Annotated in this window: 19 protein-coding genes and 3 pseudogenes; 12 read left to right on the forward strand and 10 right to left on the reverse strand. The window is 56.0% G+C overall.

The genetic code is table 11. The features are described 5' to 3' along the window. Positions 1–59 precede the first annotated feature (59 nt). The 7 genes from JCM13995_RS00940 to JCM13995_RS00965 all read left to right on the forward strand — a co-directional run bounded on the left by JCM13995_RS00940 (position 60) and on the right by JCM13995_RS00965 (position 5,331). The gene (locus JCM13995_RS00940) at positions 60–965 is read left to right on the forward strand and encodes a proline-specific peptidase family protein (RefSeq protein ID WP_054661571.1); all 906 of its coding nucleotides are present in this window, start codon (positions 60–62) and stop codon (positions 963–965) included. Between the two features lie 85 nt (positions 966–1,050). Then, a complete protein-coding gene (locus tag JCM13995_RS16560; protein WP_082397652.1) occupies positions 1,051–1,530 on the forward strand; it encodes an aminoglycoside 6-adenylyltransferase in 480 nt (159 codons plus the stop codon). After that, positions 1,467–2,003, forward strand: coding sequence for an aminoglycoside 6-adenylyltransferase (locus JCM13995_RS16565; protein WP_162230891.1), 537 nt, complete (start codon positions 1,467–1,469; stop codon positions 2,001–2,003). Before JCM13995_RS16560 ends, JCM13995_RS16565 begins: the two co-directional genes overlap by 64 nt. A 97-nt stretch (positions 2,004–2,100) precedes the next feature. Further along, a complete protein-coding gene (locus tag JCM13995_RS00955) occupies positions 2,101–2,763 on the forward strand; it encodes a histidine phosphatase family protein (protein ID WP_054661577.1) in 663 nt (220 codons plus the stop codon). A gap of 1 nt (position 2,764) precedes the next feature. Beyond that, complete coding sequence (locus tag JCM13995_RS00960; RefSeq protein WP_054661579.1) at positions 2,765–3,220, forward strand: TetR/AcrR family transcriptional regulator C-terminal domain-containing protein; 456 nt, start codon at positions 2,765–2,767, stop codon at positions 3,218–3,220. 190 nt (positions 3,221–3,410) lie between these two features. After that, entirely contained in the window at positions 3,411–3,545 is a 135-nt protein-coding gene (locus JCM13995_RS16570) for a hypothetical protein (RefSeq protein ID WP_263849526.1), read from the forward strand. Between the two features lie 55 nt (positions 3,546–3,600). Beyond that, positions 3,601–5,331, forward strand: coding sequence for an oleate hydratase (locus JCM13995_RS00965; protein WP_225350620.1), 1,731 nt, complete (start codon positions 3,601–3,603; stop codon positions 5,329–5,331). A gap of 120 nt (positions 5,332–5,451) precedes the next feature. Here the strand turns inward: JCM13995_RS00965 and JCM13995_RS00970 are convergent, their stop codons facing one another. From JCM13995_RS00970 to JCM13995_RS00980, 3 genes are all read right to left on the reverse strand, one after another. Further along, positions 5,452–5,976, reverse strand: a complete 525-nt coding sequence (locus tag JCM13995_RS00970) for a hypothetical protein (RefSeq protein WP_054661585.1) — start codon at positions 5,974–5,976, stop codon at positions 5,452–5,454. A 204-nt stretch (positions 5,977–6,180) separates the two neighbouring features. Continuing rightward, positions 6,181–7,989: an FtsX-like permease family protein gene (locus tag JCM13995_RS00975; protein WP_054661588.1), complete on the reverse strand. Its 1,809-nt coding sequence runs from the start codon at positions 7,987–7,989 to the stop codon at positions 6,181–6,183. Between the two features lie 12 nt (positions 7,990–8,001). Continuing rightward, entirely contained in the window at positions 8,002–8,760 is a 759-nt protein-coding gene (locus tag JCM13995_RS00980) for an ABC transporter ATP-binding protein (protein ID WP_054661591.1), read from the reverse strand. A gap of 368 nt (positions 8,761–9,128) precedes the next feature. Between JCM13995_RS00980 and JCM13995_RS00985 the strand changes: the two genes are divergently transcribed. The 4 genes from JCM13995_RS00985 to hflX all read left to right on the forward strand — a co-directional run bounded on the left by JCM13995_RS00985 (position 9,129) and on the right by hflX (position 15,605). Next, positions 9,129–10,721 (forward strand): APC family permease, encoded by a 1,593-nt coding sequence (locus JCM13995_RS00985; RefSeq protein WP_054661594.1) that lies wholly within the window; start codon positions 9,129–9,131, stop codon positions 10,719–10,721. Positions 10,722–11,055: 334 nt separating this feature from the next. After that, positions 11,056–12,651 (forward strand): APC family permease, encoded by a 1,596-nt coding sequence (locus JCM13995_RS00990; protein ID WP_054661597.1) that lies wholly within the window; start codon positions 11,056–11,058, stop codon positions 12,649–12,651. 529 nt (positions 12,652–13,180) lie between these two features. Further along, positions 13,181–14,128: a diacylglycerol/lipid kinase family protein gene (locus tag JCM13995_RS00995; RefSeq protein ID WP_054661600.1), complete on the forward strand. Its 948-nt coding sequence runs from the start codon at positions 13,181–13,183 to the stop codon at positions 14,126–14,128. Positions 14,129–14,327: 199 nt separating this feature from the next. Beyond that, a complete protein-coding gene (hflX, locus tag JCM13995_RS01000) occupies positions 14,328–15,605 on the forward strand; it encodes a GTPase HflX (RefSeq protein WP_054661603.1) in 1,278 nt (425 codons plus the stop codon). 105 nt (positions 15,606–15,710) lie between these two features. Here the strand turns inward: hflX and brnQ are convergent. From brnQ to JCM13995_RS14205, 3 genes and pseudogenes are all read right to left on the reverse strand, one after another. Beyond that, positions 15,711–17,104: pseudogene (brnQ, locus tag JCM13995_RS01005) on the reverse strand (branched-chain amino acid transport system II carrier protein). A 400-nt stretch (positions 17,105–17,504) separates the two neighbouring features. Further along, positions 17,505–19,898: an alpha-mannosidase gene (locus JCM13995_RS01010; protein ID WP_082397654.1), complete on the reverse strand. Its 2,394-nt coding sequence runs from the start codon at positions 19,896–19,898 to the stop codon at positions 17,505–17,507. Then, positions 19,784–20,608 carry a hypothetical protein gene (locus tag JCM13995_RS14205; protein ID WP_054661609.1) on the reverse strand — a complete coding sequence of 275 codons (825 nt, stop codon included), beginning with the start codon at positions 20,606–20,608 and terminating at the stop codon, positions 19,784–19,786. The genes JCM13995_RS01010 and JCM13995_RS14205 overlap by 115 nt, the downstream gene beginning before the upstream one ends. Before the next feature lie 342 nt (positions 20,609–20,950). On the opposite strand from JCM13995_RS14205, the gene JCM13995_RS01020 reads away from it, so the two are divergent. Then, positions 20,951–21,313, forward strand: a complete 363-nt coding sequence (locus tag JCM13995_RS01020) for a hypothetical protein (protein WP_054661612.1) — start codon at positions 20,951–20,953, stop codon at positions 21,311–21,313. A gap of 301 nt (positions 21,314–21,614) precedes the next feature. Here JCM13995_RS01020 and JCM13995_RS01025 read toward each other — a convergent pair whose 3' ends face one another. The 4 genes and pseudogenes from JCM13995_RS01025 to JCM13995_RS01040 all read right to left on the reverse strand — a co-directional run bounded on the left by JCM13995_RS01025 (position 21,615) and on the right by JCM13995_RS01040 (position 24,502). Beyond that, entirely contained in the window at positions 21,615–22,268 is a 654-nt protein-coding gene (locus JCM13995_RS01025) for an amino acid ABC transporter permease (RefSeq protein ID WP_054661615.1), read from the reverse strand. Positions 22,269–22,285: 17 nt separating this feature from the next. Continuing rightward, positions 22,286–22,931 (reverse strand): annotated as a pseudogene (locus JCM13995_RS01030) (amino acid ABC transporter permease). Next, positions 22,928–23,755, reverse strand: coding sequence for a transporter substrate-binding domain-containing protein (locus tag JCM13995_RS01035; protein WP_054661618.1), 828 nt, complete (start codon positions 23,753–23,755; stop codon positions 22,928–22,930). Before JCM13995_RS01035 ends, JCM13995_RS01030 begins: the two are co-directional and overlap by 4 nt. 11 nt (positions 23,756–23,766) lie before the next feature. Further along, positions 23,767–24,502, reverse strand: a pseudogene (locus JCM13995_RS01040) (amino acid ABC transporter ATP-binding protein). Positions 24,503–24,733 lie beyond the last annotated feature (231 nt).

Raw genomic sequence — 24,733 nt, forward strand, 5'->3', positions numbered from 1 at the left:
ACCATGCGCTGGCCGAAAGTGATAGAATGAGATTAATCTAAGGAAATGCGGTGACCACGATGAAGCAAGGAACCACGATTATTACGCTTGATAACGGCTACCACCTTTGGACCAACACTCAGGGTGAAGGCGACATTCACCTGCTCTGCCTGCACGGCGGCCCTGGTGGCAACCATGAATACTGGGAAAATTTTGGCGAGGAACTCAAGGACCTCGGCGTTCAGGTTCACATGTACGACCAGCTTGGCAGCTGGTACTCCGATCAACCGGACTACTCGGATCCGGAAATCGCGAAAAAGTACCTCACGACCGACTACTTCCTGGGCGAAGTCGAGGAAGTGCGCCAAAAGCTTGGCCTGGATCATTTTTACCTGATCGGCCAGAGTTGGGGCGGCGCCTTGACCCAGCTATATGCGCTGAAGTACGGCGAGCACCTCAAGGGCGCCATCATTTCGTCCATGATCGACAACATCGATGAATACGTCGAGCACGTCAACTATGTGCGCGAAGAGTGCCTACCGCCCAAGGCCGTCAAGTACATGAAGAAGATCGAAGCGGAAGGCAACTGGAAGGATGCCCAGTACCAGAAGTACGTCGACGTCTTGAACCGCAGCTACGTTGACCGCAAGCAGCCGCCTGCCATTTCGCACTTGATTGACACCACTGGCACCCCAGTGTACAACGCCTTCCAAGGCGACAACGAATTCGTGGTTACCGGCAAGCTGAAGGACTGGGACATTCGCGACCAGATCCACAACATTAAGGTGCCAACTCTGTTGACCTTCGGCGAGCACGAAACCATGCCGCTTCGCTCGGCTCAGCGCATGGCTGAAGACATTCCGCACGCGCGCCTTGTCACCACGCCGGATGGCGGCCATCACCACATGATAGACAACGCGCCGGTTTACTTCGCGCACCTGAAGCAGTTCATCAAGGATGTCGAATCCGGCAACTTTAACGACTAAGTCATATTGCCAGCCCTTTGCGGCTGGCTTTTTTTTCGTCGCAGCAAAGCGCTATAATGATGGCAAAGTTTAACGGAGGCACAATATGGCAGACATCGATACAATTATTGACCGCGCGGAAAAGGACCCGAATATCGTCGCCATCGGCACAGAAGGGTCCGGCAATGATCCGGCCCAGGCCCCTGACAAGTGGACCGATTTGGACGTCACGCTGTTCGCCAGCGATCCTGCTCAAGTGGACGCCGAGGCCTGGGTCAAGGCGCTGGGCGAGCCTCGGCTGGTGCAGCACCTGCACGACACGCACCTGTTCGGTCCTGGCACTGGCGCTTGGGAATCCTGGCTGACCCGCTACCAAGGGACGCGTCGGATCGATTGGAAAATCGCGCCGGCAGCTGACGAAGCCGCGTACCTGGCCGCCGACCACTTGAACACGATCATTTGGCGGCAGGGTCAAGGCCGCGTCAGCCCACGTGCACTGATGCATCCAGCCATTTTCTCACGGTGCCGACGCAGGCGGACTACGAAGCGACCCTCAATGAAATCTTCTGGATCGCCGGCAATGTGATCAAGGGCCTTTCGCGCAACAACCTGCTTTACGCCAATGAGCAGTTCAACGCCCACCTGCGGCCGCAGGTGCTCAAGCTTTACGCCTACCGGGAAACGCTGGCACAAGATGGCCACTTTGACCCAGGCGTTAACTTCAAGAATGTCTGGTCCAAGCTGGCATCCTATGAGCAAAATCAACTCGCTGCCACATACGACCAAAGCAGCCGCGCGGCGACTCTGGCCAGCCTGAAAAACTGTGTAGTCATCGTCGAAAGCGTGGTGGACGAGTTTAACGACGACCAGACTCTGCTGCGACCGGCCTGGATCGGCCCCGCCGACGCTCAGGTCACCAGCTGGTTCTTCGACCTGACCGCACCGCTGAACGCCGAAAAAAAAGCCCAAGAAGCCGCGGCGGCCAAGCAGAAGGAAGAAATTGCTAAGCGCCACGCCGCCAAGCGTGCCGCGTATTACGAAGGCGAGCAGCAGAGATAGTTCGATCCAAGGGACGGCCGCCAGCCGCCCCCCCTTTTTGGCCTCGGCGGAAGCTTGTGCTGTGGTAAACTTGAGGTAAATATGACGGAGGTGCGCCATGAAAACAGTTACCGTTTACCTGGTCCGGCACGGCCAGACCTGGTTCAATAAATTCAACAAGATGCAAGGCTGGTCGGACTCGCCACTGACGGAAAAAGGCATCGCGGATGGCAAGCGTGCCGGCGCGGCCTTGCGCCACGTCACGTTCACGCACGCTTACTGCAGCGACACCATGCGCGCTCGGCGCACGGCCGGCTTCATCCTCGACCAGAATTTCAACAGCAACGTTGAACTCACCGAAACCCCACTGTTTCGCGAGCAGTTCTACGGTTACTTCGAAGGCGAGGACTCGCCTAAGACCTGGTACGCGGTCGGCATGCCTCACGGTGTCCCCACCTTCAAGGAACTGATTGAGAAATTCGGCGTCGACGCGACAAAGGACTTTATGCACGAGGCTGATCCCTTCCACGACGCCGAGGACGCGCTGACTTACTGGAACCGGCTGCAAAAAGGCTTCAAGCTGCTGCGCGACCAGAACCAAAACGGTGACAATGTCCTTCTGGTCACCCATGGGACAACCATCCGCAGCATCATCGACAAATTTGGCAAAGCGGACGGCTGGGTGGTCACCGATTCGCCGCGCAACGGTTCCATCTCGCGCATTGCACTCACCGACGAAGGCATCAAGGTGCTCGGCTACAACGAGCTCAAGCTGGTCTAAGATGGCCACTGACACAACCAAGCGCCGCCTTGCTCGCACCCTGCGCGAGATGATGGCCACTACGGCGCTGGAGCACATCACGATCAGTGCGCTGACGAAGAAGGCCGGGGTAACGCGCAACACGTTTTACTACCACTTCGAGGATATTTATTCCCTGTTGGCCTGGATCTACGAGCAGGAAATCATTGTCCAGATGGCAAAATACGCGCAGATCACCGAGTGGCAAAAAGCGCTGCGCATGCTGCTGGATTACATCGACGACAACCGTTCTTTCTGTGTGGCCTCGTTCAACTCGGTCGGCCGCGATCTGCTGGAGCAGCTGCTCGCGACCGTCGCCGAATCCCTGGTCCACCGAGTCGTGGTGGACGCCGATTCCAACCTGCCCAAACCGCTGACGGATGATATCTGCAACTTTTACGGGCTGGCCATTGTGGCACAAATCATTCAGTGCTCATGAAAGGGCTGGCGGAGCCCAAACAGGCCATCGTCCATCGCTGCGACATCATGCTGACCGGCGCGGTCCAAAACGCGATCCACAACGCGAATACATTACATTGAGATTTTTGGGCAATCCCCCGGGTTGCCTATTTTTTTTGCGCTGCTTTTCCCCATACACTGTAAGCGTAAACAGAAAGGTGGTCCATCTGATGAAAAAGAAAACACTACTGTTTGGCCTGGTTGCCGGCGTTCTTGCCGGTGCGACCGCATACACCTTGAAGAAGCTGGACTGGTTCCATGACGATGCGAAAGATTACGCGATTTTTGAATCGCAGCGCCGGTGATAGTCGCGCTTCGGGCAGGCAACGCAAGCGTGGCTAGCCGGCCCACTAAAATCACCTGTCCGACGCAGCTCAAACGAAAGGAAGTTTTCACATGATCAAACATAAAGCAGTTATGATTGGTGCCGGCCTGGCCAATATGGCCGCGGCGGTGTACCTGATTCAAGAAGGCAAATGGAACGGCGACGCCATCACCTTCTACAGTCTGGACGACCACGGCTCCAACGACGGCAGCGCCGCCACTGACCAGGCCGCAGAATACTGGAACAAGGAGCACCCGCTGGACAACACCAAGGGCTATATCGCCCGCGGCGGCCGCATGCTGAACTACCGCACCTATGTGGATCTGATGGATCTGCTGAGCCGCGTGCAGTCCGTCACCGAACCCGGCATGACCGCAGCCGAAGACACGCGCGATTTTGACAGCAAGCACCGCACCTTCGACAAGGCCAGGCTGTTGCGGCGCGGTGAAGGCATCATCAACGCCTCGCACCTCGGCCTCAACAACCAGGACCGGATGCTGCTGACCAAGCTGGTCATGATGCCGGACAAGGACGAGGAGCAGCTCGACAACGTCACCATTGCCGACTACTTCCAAGACGACCCACACATGTTCACCACCAACTTCTGGTACATGTGGGAGACCACGTTTGCCTTCCGCACGCAGAGCAGCGCGCAGGAGCTGCGGCGTTACATGCACATGATGCTGTATGAGTTCACGCAGATCGAGCACCTCGTCGGCGTCAACCGCACGCGCTACAATCAGTACGAAAGTATCATGATGCCGCTGATCAAGTACCTGCAGGGCCAAGGCGTCAACATTGTGCTCGACAAAATCGTCTCTGACTGGACGTTCAAGGACTCCAAGATGCAGGACGAGATCACCGTCACCGGCCTTGAAGTCACTGATGCTAACACAGGCGACGTTGAACATGTCGATGTTGATGAGGACACGGCGGTGATTTTCACCAACGGCTCCATCACTGACTCGGCCACCATTGGCGACTACCACACCCCGGCCCGCGAGAACATGGACTACGGCATCGCCGCCAGCCTCTGGAAAAAGGCCGCAAGCCGCTTCTACAACTTGGGCAATCCGGATAAGTTCTTCGCCGACCGCGATGCCTCCGAGTGGGTCAGCTTCACCCTGACCACCAATGACCACCTGCTGCTTAACGAGATCACGCGCATCACCACGCAGGTCCCAGGCAACGCCCTGAATTCATTTCTGAGCACGGCGCCGATCACGCCTCTCGGCCAGCCCGATGTCAACATGTCCATTGTGGTGCACCACCAGCCGCACTTCACCACGCAAAAGCCAAACGAAAGCGTCATTTGGGGCTACTTCCTGTACCCGCGCCGCACCGGCGAGTTCGTGCAGAAGCCGTACATCGAAATGACCGGTGAGGAAATGCTCAAGGAGCTGCTCGGCCAACTCTCAATGGTCGATCCAGGCCCAATCAACATCAAAGAACACGAGCAGGCAATCATGGATTCGGTAATTAACTGCATTCCCGTATACATGCCGTATGCCTCGGCGTTATTCAACAACCGCGCCAAGGCTGACCGGCCGCTGGTTATTCCGGCCCACTCAACCAACCTCGCGTTCACCGGTGAGTTCGCCGAGCAGCCGTACCAGATGGTCTTCACTGAACAAAGTGCCGTCCGTTCCGGAGAAATCGCCGCTTACCACTTCGCCGGCATCCCGATGAGTCATTTGGTCAAAACGCCGCGGTACGACAAGGACATCCCCACCCTGCTGCGGGCCACCAAGAAGATGTTCGAATAACCCCGCTGGTTTGGGGGAACCAACTGGCCCAATTACCGGTCGTCATTGTGACGGCCGGTTTTTTGTGGGGTTTTGCACCACGAAAAAAGCGGTCCTCATCACGAGAACCGCCGCGCTTGATTACAGAAATTGAGGATGGAACTTGAAGCTGATCTCAGGGTCTGGCGCCAAGTCGGTCAGACTGAGGTGGAAGGCGTTTTGCCGGTCAAACCGCTTGGTGTTGCCGGCCACAAAGATGTAGACATCCTTTGTGTTGATCTCAAGCTGCAAGGTTTCGCCGTTTTCGATCGGCAGGCACTGGGCAAAGCCGTTGAGCATCACGTACACCGTCCCACCTAGCCGATTCTTCTCGCGGGTGATGGTCAGGGTGTGTGGCACAGTGAGCCGCTCTTCAGCGCTCGCGTCGTGCGGCTGGGCATCAAACCGCCGGCCGCAAACCAGGCACTGCACCTCGATGGGTTTAAAGACGACTGGCTGCACCGAATCGTCTTCCATCACCATATCCATCCGCAGCTTGCGGTGCGCCAGGCGAACCGGCACAAAATGGTCGGCCCCGCAGTGCGGGCAGGAAAGCCCAGCCAAACTTGGATATGTGATCGCACCAATATCATCAATTGGCGCGAACGCCATGTCTTGCGAAATCATGATAGCCCCCCTGACTCGCCGTATGCGAGCCGCCGTAATTTGAAAACGAGAGCTAGCATACTGCTTGCCTCTGGCAATGTCAAGCATTCGGCTCAGGCCGCACCAGAACGGGGCTTTTGGCCACTTTCTCCCCATCAAAAAAAAGGCGGCTAAACAGTCGCCTTTCTAAAGCTAGCTGACCGTCCGAACGAGCCCTAAGCTGCCTCAGTCCGTGGCGATATCTTTTTGGATGACGATGCGTTCATATAGCCACACCGTCAGAATATAGTAGATGGCGTACAGTAAGATGAACAGTCCAAATGGCAGGGCCAGGTGCGCGTATGGTTCCTGCAGCAGCCCAACGAACATCTTCAATCCAAACAGCACGTGGATCACACCAAGCAGGCCGGGGAACAAGAACAGCGCCCCGATTTCCTGCCGCACGGATTTGCGCAGCAGGCCTGGCCGCACCCCAATCTTTTGCAGCATCAAGTACCGGCTTTGATCGTAAGACGCACCGCTGAGGATCTTGAACATCAGCGTCGACGCGAGCATCGCCAGGAACGCAATGCCAAGGAAGAAGCCCATGAACGCCATGCCCGAGAAGGCCCCGTTGATCATGTCGTAATAAGTAAATTTCTGGCCGTAAACGGCGCTGCTTTGCTTACCGTACTGCGCAATAATCGCCTTGTTCAGCGCCGCCAACTGATCATAATTGGCCGTGAAATCATCCAATCGCCAGGTGTGTGCCGTGGCGACCGGACTGTCCAGCTTGGCAAACGCCGAGGCGCTCAGGACAGCAGGCTGCTTGCCTGCGACTTGCTTGGTCATAAACTGATCAAACTGACTCTCGTAATCACCGGCCTCCTTGGCAAAGTTCGCGCCGGTAACTTTGGTGTATTGCACTGGGCCGCGACCGTACTGTGCAAACAGCAGTGGGTGCTGATCCAGCTCGGCGGCATTAAAGTAGATGTGCTTTTTGTCCTGTTTGAGGTGGTAGTTGACCTGTGCCTTGACCCCGGTCAGCCGCTTGGCCTTGGCCAGCGTGGCCGCGTTGGGATCCACCACCACGGCATCGTAGCCATTCTGCTTGGAAGCCAGGTCCGGAATGTCATGCTCGAATCCCAGCCCCACGGTAATGGCCCCAAGCGCCAGCGCAAAGAGGATTGATACCACTGCCAGGATCCGCGTGTAGTCACGAATGCGAAAGCTCAGCTGACTCAGCGTGAAGGTGTGCAGTCCCTTGGCCGCAAAGCGCTTGTTTTTTTTCAGCAGTCCAATTAGCCAAACCAGCAGAGAATTGAACAGAAAGTACGAACCCAGCACAATCGCGACGAGTGCGATGGCAATGCCCGCCAGTACCAGCTTGGCCAGCTGACTCATCGCCCAATAGCCAATCGCCAGCAGCACCACCGCCAAGACCGCCTGAACTCCAAGCACCCACTTCTTCGTCTTGAGCCGGTTCGGCGTCGTCGCCGCGTGCAAGAGGTCTAGCAGCGGCGTTTTGAGCAGATTGTGCGCATTGATCAGCGCCCCGACCACAAACATGAGTAGGAAAAAGACAAACGTCCACAGAATCGCCGGTGGCCAAACGACCGAAAAGTGCGTTGCCGGCGCGTGCAGCTGAGCCATCAGCACGTGCCCGGCCACGCCGGTCAGGCCCATGCCGACCAGAATTCCGGCCACGGCAGCCAGCACGCCAACCGTCACGGTTTCAATGAAGATCAGCTGGGCAATTTTGCGACTCTTGGCGCCCAGCATCATGAACATGGCGTAATCGCGCTGGCGCATGCTCATCAGAAAACTGTTGGCGTAGACGATGTACACCGTCGTGATGATCACGAGCAGAATCTCACCAAAGCCAAAAATGAACGAGGTCATCCCCACCATGGTGTTGGCGGTCAGAAACGCCTTGTTGGTCGCGAGGCTGAGAAACATGTAGAACACGGCGCTGCCGATCACCAGTCCGGAGAACAGGACCGCGTAATCGCGAAAGCGGGAACGAATCCCGCCGAGAGCTAATTTGCGTAACATCTTCCCGCCTCCTTACTGCTGGAATGTGCCCAGGGTCGTCAAAATCTCTTGGTAGAACTGCTCTTGCGTCTTTTCGCCGTGCACCAGCTCCTGGCCGATCTGGCCATCCTTAATGAACAGGATGCGCTTGGCGTAACTTGCCGAAAACGGATCGTGGGTGACCAACAAAATTGAGACGTGCTGCTGCTCGTTCAGCTGCGCCATCGTGTTCAGCAGCTCCCGGGCGGACTGGGAGTCCAAGGCCCCGGTCGGCTCGTCGCCAAACAGGATCGCCGGCTGCTGCACCAAGGCGCGAGCGGCCGCGACGCGCTGCTTTTGACCGCCGGACAGCTCTGTTGGGTAGTGGTCGAGCACAGCATCGATGCCCAAAGTCTGGGCGATTCGGGTCACGGCTGCCTGCTGCTGCGCACTTTTGACGTTCTGCAGCGCCATCGGCAGGGCGATGTTTTCGCGCGCCGTCAGGTTCTCAAGCAGGTTGAAATCCTGAAAAATGAACCCGACCCGCTTGGCCCGAAAATCGGACAGCTGGTTACCTCGCAGCGCGGTGACGTCCTGGCCGTTGATCGCGACGCTGCCGGAGGTTGGCCGGTCCAGCGTGCTTAAAATGTTCAGCAGCGTGGTTTTCCCAGAGCCGCTGGCCCCCATGATGCCGACAAATTCACCGGGCTGTACATCAAACGTGATGCCTTTCAAGGCCTGGTACTGCTTTTCGCCGCGCTTACCATAAGTTTTGGTGACATCCTTAACGCTGACGACTGGTTGCTCTGCCATGTTGATTCCTCCATTTGGGGCGAGTGCCCCCTAATTTGTCCATGCCAATATCGTAACGTAAAACGCCTTGCTGTGACCTTACGTTTTACGGCCGAACGCTAACAACTCTGTAAGTTGCTTAACCATTTCTCAACATATTTTCTGAAATGGCCTAGAATTTTCTGAAAAGTCGGCTAGAATTAATCAATAGTGTCATAAGTAAACTATGCGCCAGTACCGCACAGTGCACGTGAGGAGAGTGGTCATGGCTCGCAACAAAGCCCCCGGCCCTCAGCTTGTCGAACGTTACTGACAACTGAGGAGTAATCATATGAATAATGAATTAGACGAAAAAAAATCATTACATTCCGTGGTTCATCATTGCGCTGATGGACTTCGTCACCGTTATTGGCTTTGACGATATTATTTATAATTTCCGTAATCAGGGGCTGGTCGCCCTTTTCACTTGGGTGCTGATGACGTTCTTTTACGTCATCCCGTACAACCTAATCGTCGCGCACATGGGGTCGACCTTCTCTGACGAAGGCGGCGGCATCACGTCCTGGATGCGCCGGACCAATGGCGACACGGTCGGCTACTTTGCCGGCTGGTTCTACTGGATCACGGAACTGCCTTACGTCGTGGATGTGGCCAATTCAGTCATCATTTCCGCCGGCTGGATCCTCAACGGCGACGGCAACATCCAGTCCCACATGGGGAACGCGTGGTTCGGAATTCTGTCCGCCTTCGTGTTCGTCGTCTTCATCTGGCTCGAGCACCTGTTCAAGAACAAGTCGCTGGAGGTCATGTCCACCATCGGCGGCATCGCGATGTTCGGGATGACGGTGATGTTTGTCATCATGACGTTCGTCGGCCTGAAACAGGGCCGGCCGATTGCCACGCACCCGTTCAACCTGCAGGCGTTCATGCCCAAGCACTTCTGGTCCTTCCGCTTTCTTTCCACGTTCGGCCTGTTCGTCTTCGCGATGAACGGTTCGGAAATGGCAGCCCCTTACACGGGCAACATGAAACACCCGAGCCGCGATTTTCCCAAGTCCCTGAAAATGATCGCCATCATGACCATGTTCCTGACCCTGTTTGGCACCTTCAGTCTGGGCGTTTACTTTAATGCTCACCACCTGCCAAACGACCTCAAAATGAACGGGAACTACTACGCGTTTCAGCTGATTGGCCACCAGTTCGGTCTGGGCAACACACTGCTCTACACCTTCACAGTCACGCAGCTGCTGTACGACCTGGCGCAACTGGCCATTCTGCTGGACGGCTCGACCCGAATCTTCCTGGCCGACGTGAACAAGCGCTTCCTGCCCAAGCAGTTGACTAAGAAGAACAGTGACGGCCTGCCGATCAACGGCTACTGGCTGACCACCGCGATTTGCGGCGTCATTATGGCCCTGGGCGGCCTGCTGCCGAAGATCAACGACATCTTCAACTGGCTGCTGGATCTGAACGGCATCGTGTCACCGTTTGCGACTTGCTTCCTGTTCTGGGCGTTCATGATGCTGCGGCGGCACTCCGACCGGTTTAAAACGCCGGAGTACACCTACATCAAATCTGACAAGCTCGCCTTCTTGGTCGGCCTGTGGATGTTCAGTGTCACATTCATCCTAGCGGTCATGGGCTTTTTCCCGACCGACTCTGATCCCAAAACCTTTGCGACCATGCTAACGTTGAACTTTGCAGTGCCGGCCGGCATGATCATCCTCGGCTTCATGATGCCCTGGCTCACTAAGCGGCAACAAGACCGCGGCACTGCGTTCGGCGTGCGCGGCTGGCAGATCATCACCATCCTGCTCGCCATTGGGGCCGTGGGCGCGGTCAGCTATGGCATCGACGTGCGGCTGTTTGCCGGACTTGCGACCCTGCCTAAGCTGGGGTTGGTCATCGTCGCCGACCTTGTGGCAGTCGGCTTGGTCCTTTTGATCACGCGCAACGGGCGCAAAGGCGTTTCCGCCGCCTAAACCTGCACATTCATGCAACCCCTCAAGGGCACGCCGCCAATCGACAGCGTGCTCTTTTTGCGTTGACTTCAAGTATGACCAGACCATTTTTCAGCAGTCTGAGCCATTAGCGGACACTCGGAAGCCCGATAAACCACACACGTAATTTTGGGTGTTTACTGAAAACTAATATAGGGTAAAATGGGTAAGACAAAATTGTCTGACTTGGAGGAGCCCTATGCGTAGAAATAAAGCCCCGGGCCTTTGAGCGCTGACCGCACACTGTCACACTCGGAGGATAAAATGGATACTAAAGACAAAAAAAGAATACATTCCATGGGTCATTGTTGGCCTAATGGATTTCGTTACGGTCATCGGCTTCGACGACATCATTTATAACTTTCAGAATCAAGGACTCGTCGCCGTCACCTCATGGGTGCTGATGACGTTTCTGTACGTGCTGCCCTATAACCTGATTGTGGCGCACATGGGCTCGACCTTCGCGGAACGCGGCGGCGGCATCACCTCATGGATGCGTGAGACCAACGGCGACACGGTCGGCTACTACGCCGCCTGGTTCTACTGGATCACCGGCCTGCCTTACGTCGTGGACGTGGCCAACTCAGTGGTCATCTCGCTGGGCTGGATCATCACCGGTAACGGCAACATTCAGGCCCACCTCGGCAACGCCTGGTTCGGCATCACCACCGCCGCGATTTTCGTGGTCTTCATCTGGATTCAGCACCTGTTTAAGAACAAGTCGCTGGAAGTCATGTCGACCATTGGCGGCGGCGCCATGTTCATCATGACCGTACTGTTTGTGGTGATGACCTTTGTCGGTCTGGCCAAAGGCAACCCGATCGCCACCCACCCGTTCAACTTCAAGGCCTTTTTGCCGAAGGACTTCTTCTCGCTGGGCTTCCTGTCCACATTCGGCCTGTTCGTCTTCGCGATGAACGGCTCGGAACTCGCCGCGCCGTACACCGCGGACATGAAGCACCCGGCCAAGGATTTCCCCAAGGCCTTGAAAATGATTGCCATCATGACCATGTTTCTGACCCTGCTCGGCACATTCTCCCTGGGCGTGTACTTCAATGCCCACAAGCTGCCGAATGACCTGAAGATGAACGGCTCCTACTACGCCTTTCTGCGCATCGGCGAGCAGTTCGGCCTGGGCAAGAGTCTGATGTACCTGTTCGCCGGCGTGCAAGGCATTTACATGCTCGCCCAGCTGGCCGTCATCCTGGACGCGTCAACTCGCGTGTTTCTGTCCGATGTCGCGAAGCGCTTCATGCCGCGACAGCTCACGAAAAAGAACAGCGACGGCCTCCCAATCAACGGCTACTGGATGACCACCATCCTCTGCGCCTTGATCATGGCGCTGGGCGGCCTGCTGCCCAAGATCAACGACATCTTCAACTGGCTGCTCAACCTGAACGGTATCGTCTCCCCGGCTTCCACCTGCTTCCTGTTCTGGGCCTACCTCATGGTCCGGATTCACCCGGAACGCTTCCCGAAGCCGAGTTACACGTACCTGAAAAACCGCCACGTGGCGATTTTCGTCGGTGCTTGGATGCTCGGCATCACGGCGCTGCTCGCGCTGCTTGGCTTCTTCCCAACCGACGCCACCGCTGATACCTTCGCGTTGCAGCTGGCGATGAACATCATCGTCCCAATCGGCATGGTCGTGCTCGGCTTCATGATGCCGTGGATCGCGAAACGGCAGCAAAGCGGCAACGCGTTTAAACCGGCGACCTGGAACCTGATCACCATTGTGACAGACGTTGCACTGATTGCCTTAGTCAGCTACGGCTTGGCCACCAGCATTTTGGCAAGCGCACCGAACGTGCTTAAGTGGGGCGTCATCCTCGTCATTGACGTCATCATGGTTGCCGTCACCTTGTCAGCGACCCGCAACGGCCGTCACGGCATCGTCACTGAAGAGAATTAATCGAGATTAAAATCAAAATGCAAGCGTCTTGATGAAACATCTGAGTAGCAAAATGACCCCACTGGCAACTAAACGCCGGCGGGGTCATTTTTTCTAAAGGATCAGCGTTTGCGTGCCACAGCCCAAGTCCGCCGCCGGACAATCAGCCCGGTGAAGCCGACAGAAACGGAAGCAACCAGCATGACAGGAATGGATTCATAAACAGCACTAGCCTTGGTTTGAATCATGCCAGTCTAACTGCCAGTGGTTTGGATTCGGCGGGCAAACGGTGGCCGCTTCATGAACATCACGACCTTCAGCAAAATTTAATGCCCCTGTCTGATTGGCACGGGGACTGGGACGTTTGTTTCATGGCGCACGAAGACGGCTAGGGTTAAAGCCCCAAGGGTCAAGGTACCGGCGACGATCAATGTGGCATTCAGCATCCAATCACCTCTTTTCACCAGTATGCACTGCCAAACGGCCGCTTTGCATCTCAAACGCCTCGCCAATCTGCGTGTTACACTGGAGCTATTGGAGGGATGTGCCCATGACATCTTACACGCTGATTTACAACCCAGAAGCTGGCCGCAAAGGCGGCTCGGCAGTTGCCGAACACATGGCCAACCGGATCAAGGCGGCCGGCCACGCGGCCACACTGCAGCCGACCAAAGCGCCAGGTGACGCCACCGACTTGGCATATCATGCGCAAAGCGATGTCGTCGTCGCAATCGGCGGCGATGGCACCATCAATCAGGTTGCCGGCGGCTTAGTCAAGCGCCGCAACCCGCCGCGTCTTGGTATCATTCCTCAGGGCACCGTCAACAACCTGGCCAAGGTCCTGCGCATTCCGCTGATGCCGGACCTCGCGCTGGTCAACCTGCTGGAAGGCACCCCGCACGACTTGGACATCGGTATCGTCAACGACCGCGTCATGATTTCAACATTGACCCTCGGCGTGCTGGCGAATGCCGCGGTGTCCGTCTCGCAAAAGGACAAGCAGCGCTTTGGCCCCATTGTCTACCTGACCCGCGGCCTGAACTCGCTCAGCCGTAATCAGCACTGGCACTTGAAGATTACCGGCAAAAATACAACGTGGGAACAGAACACCAGCTTTCTGCTCGTCACCATGACCAACTCGGTCGGCGGCTTTCGCAACTTTGCGCCGCAGGCCAAGCCCGACGATGGTTTGTTCCACGTGTTTGTGGCGCCGAAGCCGTCACTCAGCGGCTTTTTGCTGATGCTCCCGTATTTCCTGACCGGTAATTTTGCCAAACTGCCCGGCATGACGTACTTCGCGGCAGACCGCCTTATGATTGAAACCGAACCCGCCAACCCGAAGCTCAAAAGTCGTATCGACGGAGACCCCAGCGTCGGTCTGCCACTGCACATGCAGGTGATCTCAGGCAAGGTTCAGGTCCTGACCAAGCCGGTGGAGCCGCTTGGTGAAAAACTCGGTAAGCTGGCCCAAGCAACCGCCACGACTCCGAAGCCGTGATTGGCTGGAACTGACTAATCGTGCTAAACTGAAGACATCTATAAGGAAAGGAGCCGACTTGCGATGCGCTTAAAGAAAGCAACGCCGACCAATGACTAATTGTTTTTGCGCTGCTTGCAAGTCGGTTCACCCCGTCTGGGAAGCTTAGTGGCTTCCCTTTTTTTATGAGCTGCAGCAAACAGCGCCCAATGGAGGATTTATGCAAGAAATACCTGAAAAAGTGATTATCGCCGGGATCTCCCGGATGCAAGAGAACTTCGACTACTCGATGCAGGAACTGAAAGAACTTGCCCTGGCCCGCCACTACGACGTGGTCGGCGAGTCCCGGCAGAACTTGGACCGGCCAACCGGTGCGACCTACTTTGGGTCTGGCAAGGTCGATGAGGTCGCCGAACTGGCCCGCGCCAACGACGCCACGACTGTCGTGATCAACGACGAGCTAACCCCATCGCAGCTGCGCAACCTCGAAAAGGAAATGAAGCTGCACGTCGTCGACCGCACCCAGCTGATCCTCGACATTTTCGCCTCCCGTGCGGCCAGCAAAACGGCCCAGGCGCAAGTCGAAATTGCCCAACTGCAGTATGCGCTGCCGCGGCTGCACCCATCGGCGAACAAACTCGACCAGCAAGGCGGCGGTGGCGCTGGTGGTTTAGCCAACCGCGGGGCCGGTGAAACCAAGCTGGAAATGGACAAACGGGTGCTGAACAAACGCATCGCTCGCCTGCGCCGCGAACTCAAGGACGCCGACGTCGGCGAAGAAGTGCGCCGCGCCCAGCGTAAAGAAAACAAGTTGCCTGTCGTCGCCTTAGTCGGCTACACCAACGCCGGCAAATCCACGACGATGAACGGACTGCTGGACCGCTACACCGACCGTGGCGCTGACAAACAGGTCTTTGAAAAGGACATGCTGTTTGCGACCCTGGACACCTCGGTGCGCCAGATCAGCCTGAAGGACAACCGCAAGTTTCTGCTGTCGGACACCGTCGGCTTTGTGTCCAAGCTGCCGCATAACCTAATCGATTCTTTCAAGGCCACCTTGGCCGAAGCGGCAAACGCCGACCTGCTGATCCAAGTGGTCGACTACCACGACGAGCACTATCCGGAAATGATGAAGGTCACTTCCGACACCTTGAAGAGCATCGGTATCGAGAATATCCCGATGATCGAAGCTTACAACAAGGCTGATCTGCGCCCTGGCACCCGCTTCCCCGAGGAAAACGGCAACACGCTGATTTACTCAGCCAAGGATCCGGCATCGCTCGACAAGCTGGTGCAGATGATCACGGCGCGCGTCTTTTCAGATTCCGCCGTGCACACCTACCTGATTCCGTTCGACAAAGGTCAGCTGGTCGACTTTATCAACCGCGAAACCGGTGTGATCAATACCGAGTACGTGGAAACTGGCACGAAGGTCAAAACCACCGTCAACCCGATCCAGGCTGGCAAGCTGCGTCAGTACCTGGTTGAAGAAGACTAACTTCACATTGCTGACTCGCTTTGACGGGTCAGTTTTTTAGCGCAAAACGGCCAGTGAGGGCAGAAGCCCCACTGGCCGCTTTGTGCTTTTGGGAAGAAGCAAGGCCTAATCTTCGCTGCCGAACGCCTCATACGCCTGATCGCGCAGAGGGCGACCGGACAGCTTTGCAATCAGCGTACCGCCGATCAGGCCGATCAGCATGAACGGCACAAAGTCCATCGAAATGTTGAACAACGGAATGTAGGTGCTGGCGAACGCATCGATTCCTTTGAGCAGCGAAAGCGCTGGAAAGGCCGTGTAAAGTGAATGCAAAGCGTCAAGAATGGCCGGGATCAGGGTCATGAAGACCGTCGTCTTGTAAATGATCGGGTTTTTACCGATGAACGGGTGCAAAATGCCCAGCGGAATCAACACGATCGCCAGCGGATAAAGCAGCATCAGCACCGGCGTGGAGAGCGTGATGATGTCATTCAGCCGAAGTTGGCAATGATAAACGAACCTGTGCAGGTCAGTGGCAAGAACCGCTTGAACCCAACCTTCGGAAAGCGGTGACCCAGGTCCTGCGACAGCGAGGTGACCAGCCCGATGGCGGAGGTCAGGCATGCCAGCAGCGTCATCGCCGCGAGCAGGCCGGTGCCAATCAAGCCGGTGTAGTGGGTCATGATCGAGGTGAATGCCGGACCGCCGTTGGCCGACAGCTTCGTGAAGTTCAGCGACAACACGCCCAGCGCGATCAGCAGTGCGTAAATAATGGCTTCCAGCCCCATCGCCAGCACGCCGACCTTCGCAACGTCCTTGGAACGTTGCAGCGGCTGGTTCACGCCGAAGAAACCAAGCGCCGTAACGATGGTGACGCCAAACCCCAGGCCGGCCAGTGCGTCCATGGTGTTGTACCCTTGCAGGAAGCCATTGGTGAGGTTGCTGCCGGCCGCGGTGGCGTGTGTCGCGTGGAGCAGTGTACCGCCGTCCCCTTTGATGACAAAGGCGGCGATGAAGGCACTGGAAAGCAGCAGGAGCAGCAGTGGGTTCAGAATTTTGCCCACGTAATCGGTCATTTTAGACGGCTTGCGGGAAAAGAAGTACGCCGCGGCAAAGTACAGCGCCGAAAAGCCGAGCAGCCACCACCGGATATCCGCTTGGGCAATAAACGGCTGAACTGCCATTTCAAACGCGACCGTCGCGGTGCGCGGGGTGGCGATCAAAAGGCCCAGGCTGGCATGGGTCGCAATCAGGAAAAAGAGTGCAAAGCCGTGGCCAACCGGCCGGGCCAAATGAAACATCAAATCAGACTCAGTCATCGAAATGGCCAAAATAGCGAGCAACGGTAAAAGCACCGCCGACAGCAGAAAACCAACCGTTGCCGGGACCCAGTTGCCCCCTGCCAGCTGACCCAAATGAATCGGGAAAATCAGGTTGCCGGCCCCAAAGAACAGGCCGAACAGCATCGATCCCAAGGTGATGTACTGACGCTTGGTCAGCTTTGTGTCGCGTTTTTCCATAATCAAGCCTCCAATAAAGATTGACGAAAAGTCGCAGGCTAAAGGCCGCCCTGAAGACAGGAAAAGCGCCCCTAGCAATAAAAATTGCTAAGGCGCTTGCGCGTGTTACCACCTTAATTCGCCTAGTCGTCACCAACTAGACCTCTAAGCGTACGGCCGATCACTCGGCGATATGCCATTGCTGTAATGGGCGCAATCCCAGGTGCCACTTCCGCAGTCGCCGCACCAACTCATAGCCTACTTTCGCTGACTGACCATCACCACTTCTCACTTGCCGCGGCTCACTGACATGGCGTCCTCAGTTACTCTGCTACTCTTCGTCTTTGTTGCTAGTCATATTAGATTAGAATCCGATAAGTGTCAAGCCCTAATGTGAGAAAAAGATGAGATTCCGTTTGGACTAGTTGCGCTTAAAGGCCACTGTCTTAATTTCAAAAGGCTTTAGGATCAGCGAGAAGGTCTCATCCTCACCAGCAGTCAGCGCCGCCACCGGCGATTCATCCAGTTGCACTTGCTCGGCACTGGCAAAGTCGAAGGTTGGCTTGACCGTAAACCGGGTGTCCCCCGGTGTGTTGTTGTGCACCCGCAGGATCACTGCATTGCCGTCTTCGCTGGCCTTGATGGCGTCGACCTGAACTGCGTCTGCATTGGCAAAGGTGAACAGCGGCTTCAACCCACTGGCGGCGTGTTGGCGCACGACCACCGGATCGTTGAGCTTAGCTGCCTCTTCGGCCACTTGGCCCTCAATGAAGTCACCGCGGTGCGGCAAAAGACTATAGGTAAACTCGTGCAGCCCCTGATCGGCATCGGTGTCCGGGTACACCCCACACTTGATCAGCGAAAGCGACAAACCGCGGTCGGTCGCCGCATACCCGTACTTGCAATCATTGAGCAGCGCCACGCCAAAGTTGCGCTGGGACATGTCGGCCCACTGGTGCCCCACGACCTCAAACTTAGCTTGCTCCCAGGACGTGTTACGGGCCACGGACCGCTGGATGTTGCCGAACTGAATGTCGTAGGTGGCTTGGTCGGTCAGGACATTCAGGTCAAAGCTGGTGCGCAGCAGCAGCTCGTGCTGGTGCCAGTCGGCCGTCGTCTTGAAGTCCAGCCGCCGCGACTCATTAGCCAAAATCAAGGTCTGCGTCACCGTCGACTGATCAAACTGGTACTTGAAGACCACGCGGTAGCCAGCGTCTTCCTGGTAGGTCGTGATCGACTCCGCCGAAAGTACGCGCGACTTCTCCGGGTAATCCGCGTCGATGTTCCAGTTGGAAAATGAGGTCGGCCGATCTTCGTAAACGGTGAGGACATTGCCCAGGCCGCCAGTTTTGATGGCTTCCCGGTCGTTATCCTTGTCAAACACGGAAGTCAGCTGGCCTGCCGCGTTCCACTTGACCAGGTAGTGCGGGGTTTCGATTTGATTGGCATTACTTTGCATTGCGGCTGGCGCTTCGCCCGTTGGCGTAAAGGTCAGCGCCGTCGTTCCGAAGGCCGGAACGGTCACGTCTGGCAGCAAGTAACCGGCGCCTTGGCGCTTGGCTTCAACCGCAGTGCCGTCAGCCGTCTTGAACTCACCCTGACGCTTTTCGGGGACAAAGGCCTGCGTTGTTGCACCCAGCAGCGGGTTGCTCAGTTCGATGCCAGTGGTTTCTGTCGTGCGGTCGGCGATAATTTTGGCCACGAGGTCAAAGGCCTCGGCGTACAGCTTGTCGACGTCCTCATAGGCCTCGCCAATGGCAGAACCCGGCAGCACGTCGTGGAACTGGTTGCGCAGCAGAATCTCCCACGCCCGGTCGAACGCCTTCTTCGGATAAGGCGTGCCTTTTTCAACTAAGGCCGTAGTGGCCAAAATTTCGGCACGACGCAGGGCCAGTTCAAGCTTGCGATTGTTGCGCTTAGTCTTCGCCTGCGAGGTGTAAGTCCCACGATGGAACTCCAGGTACAACTCCCCGTTCCACTCCGGGTAGGTCTCCTCGTTGTCCTTGACTGACTGCTCCAGGTCGCTAAAGAAGTCAGCCACGGTCTTGTTCTTTGCGTGAGGCAGGCCAGGCAGTTTGTCGATCACGTGCAGGTTTTCGATCATTTCCTTGGTCGGGCCGCCGCCGCCATCGCCGAAGCCATAAGGCATTAGCAGCACGTTCGACTTGTCCTTGTCCTTGTACTCGTGATAGGACCCCATCACCACATGCGGCGAGATTTCACCGTTGTAAGTGTAGTTCCAGACCTTGGACTGCGAGTAATCCTCAGTACGTTCAACCGTCGTCAAAAATTGTGTCAGCACGCGGCTGCCATCCAGCCCGGTCCACATGAACAGGTCATGCGGCATCCGGTTCGTGTCGTTCCAGGAGATTTTAATGGTCACAAACCGTTGAATGCCAAACCCCCGCATGATTTGCGGCAGGGCATAGGAGTAGCCGAATACATCCGGCAACCACATCACGGTTTGCTTGTGGTGGAACTTTTCCTCAAAGTAGCGCGTCCCGTACAGGAACTGACGTACTAAGGCTTCGCCGCTTGGCAGATTGGTGTCCGGCTCCAGCCAGGTGCCACCGTCTGGTTCCCAGCGGCCCTCAGCTGCGCGCGCCTGGATCTGCTTGAACATCTCCGGGTCGTCTTCCTCAACAAATTTGTGGACCTGCGGTGTCGAGTAGAAGAATTTGAAATCAGGGTACCGGTCCATCAGGCGCAGCGCCGTCGCAAACGAGCGGCGCGCCTTTTCACGCGTGTGCCGGTAGCGCCACAGCCAGGCCACATCAATGTGGGTTTGACCAATGGCGTCAACAGCAAAGTCCAACTTCTGGTTTGGTGCTTGGCGATGAAGTCATCGATCAAAGCCAGCGCATGCTCGGCGTTCTTTTCCGTTTCTGCAGGTGTGGCCGTCGCCCAGAAAAAGCCTTTAAAGGCGTGCTTGACCAACCGAATGTAGCTGTAACGCAGCGGATTGTCCTCGCTGAGCTCAGGGATCAAGTTCACGATGTTGCTCAGGTAACGGTAGGCCTTACGCACGGTCCGGCGCTCCGGCCCACGCTGAGCAGTGGTGAAGACGTAGTGCTGGCTCTTTTTGGGCCCGCCGCCTTCAAGCCCCGTCCACATCATGATCTGAATATCGACAGTCTGGCCGTCGTACTCAGGGCCGAGAAAGACCTCTTCGTGATTGGAATCAACCGCCTGACGCGCCTTACCGTTCAAAAATAGCAGCGATTCAAATCCCGAGTTATTGCCTTCGCCGGTCCGGCCCAGATCCAGCCGCAACACGGTTTGGCTGGCCTCGCTCGCGTGCACTTGCACCTTAAAGCGCAGCCAGTAGTAATCGTCCCGGCCCGACCACTTGTCGCCGATCTTGACGGGCTGCCAGTCGGCGTCTGCCGGTGGCACGTCCCGGTGATCCGCCCGCGTTTCGTGCCAGATCGACATGCCCTCAATGTCGGTAAACCCGGCGTAAATCGCCTGATGCAACAATCTGACTTGCTGATTGGCCTTGCGTTGATTAAATTCCTCTGTCATTGTTTGCCTCCTTGCTCACATTGGTGCAAGTATAGCGCATCCAAATTTAGGTGAAAACATTGACATTTTATTTTAATTTGTTCCAAATCAAAGCAATCGTGCCGATGGCCGCCGAGGGCCCTCCCGACCGACTCATGCGACCGCCAGCTCGCCTGAAGCAACTAGGCTAACTACGGTCAAGGCGGGCGCCCGTAGTTGAGAGTATTTTTCCGGAAGCGGTTGACATTCGTGGCCGACTCGATATGCTGGAAACGGATTCAAATATATTAATATTTTAGATTGTCGTTGCCGCAATTTCCCAGTGGTTAAAAAAATCTCACTATTTAAGGAGTGATCCGCATCATGACAAAGACCATAATTATTTATAATCAACCCGCGCAAAAGTTAACGAATCAGGACCCAACGACCGGTCCAGTCGACTTGAGCAGTATTGGATTATCCCCCACCGCCGATTTGACTGCTTTGGTTTCACCCGACACCTTTGCTTTGGTGTATGACGGCCACCAATGGCACAGCCAAACTTACATGGCATGGGAAGCCCTGCGCATTAATGAAGCCTTGAGCGTCACGCGGGGTCATTATTCCCCGGAAACGCAGGCCATCCTGACGCAGTTTGTGGCCAGCATGGACATCAAGTATCAAGGCCAGAAGTCATGGGTCGAGTTGTTGAACGAATTAGGGACAGCAATCGACGCCCTTAATTAGCCGGCTGCTGCGAGGGCCACCCCCTCACACTACCGGTTTTGCCGATCCCAGCGGGCGGCTTCTTGCCAGGTATCACTGCTTTCAACGCACCCAAAAGGAGGCAAACAAAGCGGCTCTTGAAGGCCCGACACTCTCCTGCCTCAGGTGAAAAACAGGCTCAGACATAATCAACCTAGTCGCGTTCCACATAGCAACGCCCAGACACACAAACGCCCCTGCATCGCGATTCGTAGTGCGAATCGTGATGCAGGGACGCCTGCGTTTTGGGCTAAAACCGCTTTGTTGCTCAGCCTCTTTTTGGTTAATTCAGCTTGTGGTCGATCACATGCGAGGCCACCGACAACGCGTAATTGACGACAAAGTAAAGCAGCGCCAGCGCCACAAACATCGGAATCGTGTAATTGACGTTCTGGCCGTAAATGATCTGGGCGTGCTGCGTCAGCTCCGGCAGCAGGATGATGGTTGCCAAACTCGTGTCCTTGACCAGCGAAATAAACTGCGACACGATCGGCGGGATCATTTTCTTGAAAGCTTGGGGCAAAATGATCTGCGTCATCGCCTGCGTGTAGGTCATGCCATTGCTGCGGGCCGCTTCCATTTGACCGACAGGCACGGCGCCGATCCCGGAACGAATGATCTCAGCCAGCATGGCGGACTCAAACACCGTCATCGCGATGATCGAAGCTGGAATGACCGACAACCGAATCCCAATATTTGGCAGCGCGAAGTACGTGAAGAACAGGATCAGCAGCAGCGGCAGGTTCCGGATCAAGTCAATGATGAAACCAACAATCGCGCTGAAGTACTTGATTTTGACGTAACGGGCAACGCCTAGCAAAGTCCCGATGATAAAGCTGAAGAAAATCGACACCACGGAGACTTCCACGGTGACCCACAGGCCTCGCAGTAAGTAGGAAAGGTTGACCGCCGAATACGCATTAATAAAGTTTTGCATGAGCGTTCATCCCCTTCCTAGGCCCGTGACCAGTGTTTTTCAAGGTACCGCATCGCGTACGACATCGGCATGGTGATCACCAGGTACAAGACCCCGACTACCAGGTAGGTGTCAAAGGTGTTGAACGTGGTGGCCGCGATGATCTTGCCTTGGTACATCAGGTCAAAGCCCGCCACGAAGGCCAGAATACTGGAGTTCTTGACCAGATTGATGAACTGGTTCCCTAGCGAGGGTACGACGATCTTGATCGCCTGGGGAAACACGATGTGGACCATGGCCTGCGTGTAACTGAGCCCGTTGCTGCGGGCCCCTTCCATTTGCCCAGTCGGCACCGCCTGGATCCCGGCGCGCACCGTCTCAGCAATGAAGGCGGAAGTGTAAATCGTGAGCCCAATGGTCCCGGCGGTGAAGCCGTCCATTTGCACAACGAACTGCGGGACGATGACGTAAAACGCCATGGTGATGACCAGCAGTGGAATGTTGCGGATAAACTCCACGTATGCTTTGCCGATGAACCGCACCCATTTTTTTGTGGGAGATCTCAAGCAGTGCAAACACGGTGCCGATGATCAAGCTGGCAATCAGCGCAATGATCGAGGACAACAGCGTGTAACCCAACCCTGAGATCAGGGTGCCAAAGTTATGGGTCAGAATCTCAATCATGGCTGCACCTCCTTGATGTCAAAGCCCGGCACATCGCTGAACCACTTCTTGAGCAGGCGCTCGTATGTTCCGTTTTTCTGCAGCGTCGCCAGCGCCTTGTTCATCGCGCGGGTCATGTTGGTTTGTCCTTTGTTCATCGCGATCCCGTACGGCTCCTTGGTGAAGGTACCGCCCACGACGACGTAATTCGGGTCCTGCTGCGACATCCCGTACAAGATGCCGTTATCTGTGGTCAGCGCGGCACCTTGGTGGGACTTCAGCGCCGTGAACGCCTGCGAGTAATCGGTCAGCTGCAAGACGCGCGCATCCGGTGCCGCTTTTTTAACGTTGTCCACCGAGTTTGACCCTTGCACGCCAATCACTGTGGTGCCCTTTTTCAGGTCTTTGACCGACTTGATCTTGCTGCCCTTGGGCACCAGCAGCGACTGACCAGCAGAAAAGTAGCTGTGGGAAAAATTGAGCTGTTTCTGGCGCTCCGGCGTGATCGACATCGTGCCGATCACCGCGTCAACATTGCCGGCTTTCAACATTGGCACGCGGGTGTCCGAGGTGACCTGAGTCAGCTCCGCCTTGCCGCTCTTGCCGAGAATCTGCTTGGTCAGCGCCTTGGCCATGTCGACCTCGAAGCCTTGAATCTGACCGGTTTTCGTGTTCATCAGTCCAAACAGCCGGGTGTCGGCCTTAACGCCCCAAACGATTTTATCCGTCCGCTTCGCGCGGGCCAAGGCATCGCTATCCGCAACGGACTTGCCGCAGCCGCTCACCACCAGGAGCATGGCGAGCGCAGCAAGCAAAAGGCCGAGGCGGCGAATTCTTTTAGCCATAATCTCCCCTCCTAGTGGTTCAAGATCTTACTGATGAATTCCTGAGCGCGCGGTTCCTTAGGGTGATCAAAGAAACCAGTCACATCCGACGAATCCTCCAAAATGCGGCCGTCTGCCATAAAGACGATCCGGTCGCCGACGCGCTTGGCAAAGCCCATTTCGTGGGTGACCACGACCATGGTCATCCCTTGCTTGGCAATTTTCTGCATGACATCCAGGACGTCGCCGATCATTTCGGGATCTAGGGCAGAGGTGGGCTCGTCAAACAAGATCGCGCGGGGATTCATCGCCAAAGACCGGGCGATGGCGACCCGCTGCTTCTGACCCCCGGAAAGGCGGCCGGCAACTTGGGCGCCTGATCCGCCAAGCCGACCATATCCAGCAGGTCCATGGCCTCCTTCTTGGCCTTCTCCTTATCCTGCTTGAGCACCAAAGTGGGGCCTAACGTGATATTCTCCAGCACGGTCTTATTCGCGTAGAGATTGAAGTGCTGGAACACCATGCCGACGTTCTTACGAATGCGGTTCATGTCGGTCTTCTTGTCTGCCAGGTCGAAGTCATTGACAATCAGCTGTCCCGACGTGATGCGTTCAAGACCATTGATTGTCCGCAGCAGCGTACTTTTCCCCGACCCTGAGGCCCAATAATCGTGACGACTTCACCACGGTCGATCGTCAGGTTGATATTCTTTAGCGCGTGAAACTTTCCGTAGTACTTCTCGACGTCGTGAAATTCGATCATTGACATCGTGATTCCCCCTTTACGCAAACAGAATTTACCGCACAGTGCTTGCGTCTAGAATACCGCGTCAGCGCAACCGTTTGCAAGAAAAATGAATTGCAGACTAAGTGTCGTGACACGGTTGTACCGCTGATAATGCTCTATCAGTATATTGAGCGGCTCACCTATCATGCCGATTTGAGCCATGATAGGTGGACGACTGTTAGTAATTTGAGAACAAACCAAAGTAAACAAAAA

The organism is Lacticaseibacillus camelliae DSM 22697 = JCM 13995 (assembly GCF_001311195.1).
Taxonomy (GTDB): Bacteria; Bacillota; Bacilli; order Lactobacillales; family Lactobacillaceae; genus Lacticaseibacillus; species Lacticaseibacillus camelliae.

Excerpts from the sequence above, each read along its gene's own strand:
- JCM13995_RS00940 (WP_054661571.1), top strand. The coding sequence starts at position 60 with ATGAAGCAAGGAACCACGATTATTACGCTTGATAACGGCTACCACCTT.
- JCM13995_RS16560 (WP_082397652.1), top strand. The coding sequence starts at position 1,051 with ATGGCAGACATCGATACAATTATTGACCGCGCGGAAAAGGACCCGAAT.
- JCM13995_RS00955 (WP_054661577.1), top strand. The coding sequence starts at position 2,101 with ATGAAAACAGTTACCGTTTACCTGGTCCGGCACGGCCAGACCTGGTTC.
- JCM13995_RS00960 (WP_054661579.1), top strand. The coding sequence starts at position 2,765 with ATGGCCACTGACACAACCAAGCGCCGCCTTGCTCGCACCCTGCGCGAG.
- JCM13995_RS16570 (WP_263849526.1), top strand. The coding sequence starts at position 3,411 with ATGAAAAAGAAAACACTACTGTTTGGCCTGGTTGCCGGCGTTCTTGCC.
- JCM13995_RS00970 (WP_054661585.1), bottom strand. The coding sequence starts at position 5,976 with ATGATTTCGCAAGACATGGCGTTCGCGCCAATTGATGATATTGGTGCG.
- JCM13995_RS00975 (WP_054661588.1), bottom strand. The coding sequence starts at position 7,989 with ATGTTACGCAAATTAGCTCTCGGCGGGATTCGTTCCCGCTTTCGCGAT.
- JCM13995_RS00980 (WP_054661591.1), bottom strand. The coding sequence starts at position 8,760 with ATGGCAGAGCAACCAGTCGTCAGCGTTAAGGATGTCACCAAAACTTAT.
- JCM13995_RS00985 (WP_054661594.1), top strand. The coding sequence starts at position 9,129 with ATGGACTTCGTCACCGTTATTGGCTTTGACGATATTATTTATAATTTC.
- JCM13995_RS00990 (WP_054661597.1), top strand. The coding sequence starts at position 11,056 with ATGGATTTCGTTACGGTCATCGGCTTCGACGACATCATTTATAACTTT.
- JCM13995_RS00995 (WP_054661600.1), top strand. The coding sequence starts at position 13,181 with ATGACATCTTACACGCTGATTTACAACCCAGAAGCTGGCCGCAAAGGC.
- hflX (WP_054661603.1), top strand. The coding sequence starts at position 14,328 with ATGCAAGAAATACCTGAAAAAGTGATTATCGCCGGGATCTCCCGGATG.
- JCM13995_RS14205 (WP_054661609.1), bottom strand. The coding sequence starts at position 20,608 with ATGACAGAGGAATTTAATCAACGCAAGGCCAATCAGCAAGTCAGATTG.
- JCM13995_RS01020 (WP_054661612.1), top strand. The coding sequence starts at position 20,951 with ATGACAAAGACCATAATTATTTATAATCAACCCGCGCAAAAGTTAACG.
- JCM13995_RS01025 (WP_054661615.1), bottom strand. The coding sequence starts at position 22,268 with ATGCAAAACTTTATTAATGCGTATTCGGCGGTCAACCTTTCCTACTTA.
- JCM13995_RS01035 (WP_054661618.1), bottom strand. The coding sequence starts at position 23,755 with ATGGCTAAAAGAATTCGCCGCCTCGGCCTTTTGCTTGCTGCGCTCGCC.